The following is a 4,525-nucleotide window of genomic DNA, read 5'->3' on the forward strand; positions in this document are numbered from 1 at the left end:
GCGGGTAACTCCGGTGTGGTTGCGAAGATGGCCGGTTTCGAACTGCCGCTGGAATCCCACCCGCTGCAGGCACTGGTATCCGAGCCGATCAAACCGATCCTGGACACTGTTGTCATGTCTAACCACGTACACGGTTACGTGAGTCAGTCCGACAAAGGTGACCTGGTAATTGGTGCAGGTATCGACGGCTACAACGGCTACGGTCAGCGTGGTTCCTTCCCAACCATCGAGCACACTGTACAGGCGATCGTTGAGATGTTCCCGATCTTCAGCCGTGTACGCATGAACCGTCAGTGGGGCGGTATCGTGGACACCTGTCCTGATGCCTGTCCGATCATCAGTGAAACGCCTATCAAGAACCTGTTCTTCAACTGCGGTTGGGGTACCGGTGGCTTTAAGGCGACTCCGGGATCCGGTCACGTCTTCGCAGCATCTCTGGCGAAAGGTCAGATGCACGATCTGGCGAAACCGTTCTCTATGTTCCGATTCCACAATGGCGCGCTGATCGATGAGCACGGCGCAGCTGGCGTAGCGCACTAAGGGGAGTTAATACCATGTTCCATATCTACTGCCCGCACTGTGGCGAATACCGGGAAGAGGAAGAGTTCCACGCAGCAGGTCAGGCGCACATCGCGCGCCCGCTGGACCCGGAAGCTTGCAGCGACAAGGAGTGGGGTGAGTACCTCTACTTCCGTAAGAACACCCGTGGTCTGCACCACGAGCTGTGGGTTCACGCTGCCGGTTGTCGTAAGTTCTTCAACGTAACGCGCGACACCCAGACCTACGAAATCAAAGAAGTTTACCTGATTGGCGAACAGCCATCCGTGGTTGCTGAGTAAGAGGAGCGGAGCAATGACACAGAAAAACCGCCTCCAGAGCGGAGGTCGCATCGACCGTTCCAAGCCGTTGGCCTTTACCTACAACGGCAAGAAATTTAAAGGTTTCCACGGTGATACCCTGGCATCTGCGATGCTGGCAAACGGTATCGACATCGTAAGCCGTAGTTTTAAATACAGCCGTCCACGCGGCATCGTAGCCGCAGGTGCGGAAGAGCCGAATGCGGTTCTGCAGCTGGGTGCAACCGAAGCGACTCAGGTACCAAACGTACGAGCAACTCAGCAGGAGCTGTTCGACGGTCTGGTAGCGGGCGCAACCAACGGTTGGCCAAACGTTGATAACGACCTGATGAGCTACGTAGGTAAAGTCGGCGGCAAGATGATGCCTCCTGGCTTCTACTACAAAACGTTCATGTACCCGCAGTCGCTGTGGCACACCTACGAAAGCATGATCCGTAAGGCGGCTGGCCTTGGTCGTTCTCCGCTGGAAAACGATCCGGACATGTACGACAAGATCAACCAGCACTGTGACGTTCTGGTTGTAGGCGCGGGCCCTGCCGGTCTGGCGGCAGCACTGACTGCAGCGCGCAGTGGTGCACGTGTGATCATCGCCGATGAACAGGCAGAGTTCGGTGGCAGCCTGCTGAGCAGCAAAGAGTCTTTGGACGGTAAAGCTGCATCCGCATGGGTTAGCGATGTTGTGAAAGAGCTGAGCGGCTACGAAGACGTAATGCTGCTGCCGCGTTCCACTGTGAACGGCTACCACGACCACAACTTCCTGACTATCCACGAGCGTCGTACCGACCACATCGCGGACAAAGCGCCAGAAGGTATGGTGCGTCAGCGCCTGCACCGTGTGCGTGCTAAGTGGGTGATCCTGGCGACCGGTGCGCACGAGCGTCCACTGGTTTACGCAAACAACGACGTACCGGGTTGCATGGTGGCAAACGCTGTTTCCACGTACATCAACCGTTACGGCGTGGTACCGGGTAACGAGCTGGTCCTGATGACCACCAACGATTCCGGCTACCAGGCAGCTCTGGACTGGCACGATGCGGGCCGTAAAGTGGCGGCGATCGTTGATACCCGTCAGAACCCACAGGGTGACCGCGTTGCGGCAGCCCGTCAGCGTGGTCTGAACGTGATCACCGGTTCTGCGGTCATCGAAGTCAGCGGTAGCAAGCGTGTGACCGGTGTGAGCATCGCTCCACTGAGCGCAGACGGCAGCCGTGTAAACGGTTCCGTAACCAAGATGAATGCCGACACCGTAGCGACCTCCGGTGGCTGGAGCCCGGTAATCCACCTGTCTTGCCACACCGGCAGCCGTCCGGTTTGGAACGACGATGTGGTTGGCTTCCTGCCAGGTCCTACCGTACAGAAACAGCTGACTGCCGGTGCAATCAACGGTAGCTACAGCACCAGCACTGCGCTGTTTGAAGGTCTGAATGCGGGTCTGAAAGCACTGGCTGAGCTGGGTATGGATGCAGCAGAAGTTGCTCTGCCAAAAGCGGAAGAGGTGAAAGAGGGCAACCCAATGACCCTGTTCCACATTCCGCACCTGAAGCCAACGTCTAAAGCGCCAAAACAGTTCGTTGACTACCAGACCGACGTAACCGCAGCCGGTATCGAAGTTGCGTGTCGTGAAGGTTACGAGTCTATCGAGCACGTGAAGCGTTACACCGCAATGGGCTTCGGTACTGACCAGGGTAAGCTGGGTAACATCAACGGTATGGCGATCGCTGCGAAAGCACTGAATCAGACCATCCCTGAGACGGGTACGACCATCTTCCGTCCGAACTACACACCGGTAACCTTCGGTGCGATCGCTGGCCGTGACTGTGGCGAGCTGTTCGATCCGAAACGTTACACTGCGATGCACAAGTGGCACGTAGAAAACGGCGCGAAGTTTGAGGATGTAGGTCAGTGGAAACGTCCTTGGTACTTCCCGAAAGCGGGTGAGTCCATGCAGGACGCGCTGAACCGTGAATGTCTGGCGACCCGCGAATCTGTAGGCATCCTGGATGCATCGACACTGGGTAAGATCGACATCCAGGGTAAAGATGCACGTGAATTCCTCGGTCGTGTGTACACCAACGCATGGGCGAAGCTGCCTGTCGGTAAGTGTCGTTACGGCCTGATGTGTGGCGAAGACGGCATGGTATTCGACGACGGTGTTACGTCCTGCCTGGGTGAGAACCACTTCGTGATGACCACCACCTCCGGCGGTGCGGCACGCGTATACGAATGGCTGGAACTGTACCATCAGACCGAATGGCCAGAGATGGAGGTGTACTTCAACACCGTAACCGATCACTGGGCAACCATGACCATCTCCGGTCCGAACAGCCGCAAACTGTTGGCTGAGCTGACCGATTACGATGTGTCCAAAGAGAACTTCGGTTTCATGGACTGGCGTGAGATGAACGTTGCAGGTGTTCCGGCACGTGTATTCCGAATCTCCTTCACCGGTGAGCTGTCCTTCGAGATCAACGTTCAGGCGAACTACGGTCTGCACGTGTGGGAGAAACTGTTCGAGCACGGCGAGAAGTACAACCTGACGCCATACGGTACTGAAACCATGCACATTCTGCGTGCAGAGAAAGGTTTCATCATCGCAGGCCAGGATACCGACGGCTCCGTACACCCATACGATCTGGGCATGGGCTGGTGTGTATCTCCGAACAAACCGTTCAGCTTCATCGGTAAGCGCGGTATGGCACGTGAAGATTGTGTCCGTCCTGACCGTAAGCAACTGGTGGGTCTGAAAACTGTAGATCCAAACGTGGTACTGCCGGAAGGTGCACAGGGTGTATTCGACCCTAAAGCGCCAATCCCAATGCCGATGGTCGGTCACATCACATCCAGTTACTGGAGTGCGTGCCTCGGTCGCAGTATCGCCATGGGCTTCGTGAAGGGTGGTCTGGATAAGATGGGTGAGAAGGTTTACTACCCATTGGCAGATGGCCGTACTGTAGAAGCTGAAATTTGTAGCCCGATCTTCCTGGATCCAAAAGGGGAGCGTCAAAATGTCTGATCTGAACGTAGCTGTAGCTGAAGAAGAAGTAACAACCCCTAAAGCGGTTGTTATGAACCAGATTCCGGCAGCGGATGCAGGTGTACGTGGCGAATCGCCACTGCACCACGCCGAGCTTGAGTCTCTGGCGAAGCAGGGGCCACGTCAGGGTGGCATCCACTTCAAAGAGAAGAAACTGCTGGGTCACCTGACCCTGCGTTGCAACCCTAATAATGCTGAACTGATGGCATCCGCTGCAAACGTTCTGGGTGTTGAGCTGCCACAGAAAAAGCTGACCGCGGTGGAAGCAGGTGACGTGTCTGTTCGCTGGATTGCTCCAGACGAGTGGCTGATCCTGGTGCCAGGTGAGAAAGCGTTCGAAATGGAAACCCGTTTCCGTGACGAGATGAACGGCCACCACTCTCTGGTAAACAGCAGCGGCGGTTCCACCGTGTACGAACTGTCCGGTGAAAACGTTGTTGAGATGCTGAAGAAGTGTACGCCGGTGGATCTGCATCCGTCAGAGTTCCCGGTAGGTAAAGTGGTTTCCACTGTATTTGCCAAGAGCTCTGCCGTGATCCGTCGTAAAGGCGACACTGAATTCGAACTGGTTGTACGTCGCAGCTTTGCCGACTACATCTGGCTGTGGATTCAGGATGCCAGCCGCGAGTTTGGT

4 protein-coding genes are annotated in these 4,525 nt (G+C 56.1%); all 4 read left to right on the top strand.

The features are described 5' to 3' along the window. A partial coding sequence (locus QKW35_RS21085; RefSeq protein WP_282356343.1) for an FAD-dependent oxidoreductase occupies positions 1-540 on the top strand: 540 nt, incomplete at its 5' end. 14 nt (positions 541-554) lie between these two features. Then, the gene (locus QKW35_RS21090) at positions 555-839 is read left to right on the top strand and encodes a sarcosine oxidase subunit delta (protein WP_282356344.1); all 285 of its coding nucleotides are present in this window, start codon (positions 555-557) and stop codon (positions 837-839) included. 13 nt (positions 840-852) lie between these two features. After that, on the top strand, positions 853-3,870 hold the full coding sequence (locus tag QKW35_RS21095) for a sarcosine oxidase subunit alpha (RefSeq protein ID WP_282356345.1): 3,018 nt from the start codon (positions 853-855) through the stop codon (positions 3,868-3,870). Next, positions 3,863-4,525 (top strand): sarcosine oxidase subunit gamma (locus tag QKW35_RS21100; RefSeq protein ID WP_282356347.1); only part of this gene is annotated, 663 nt, incomplete at its 3' end. The genes QKW35_RS21095 and QKW35_RS21100, both read left to right, overlap by 8 nt.

It is taken from the genome of Pontibacterium granulatum (assembly GCF_029961155.1).
Taxonomy (GTDB): domain Bacteria; phylum Pseudomonadota; class Gammaproteobacteria; order Pseudomonadales; family Balneatricaceae; genus Pontibacterium; species Pontibacterium granulatum.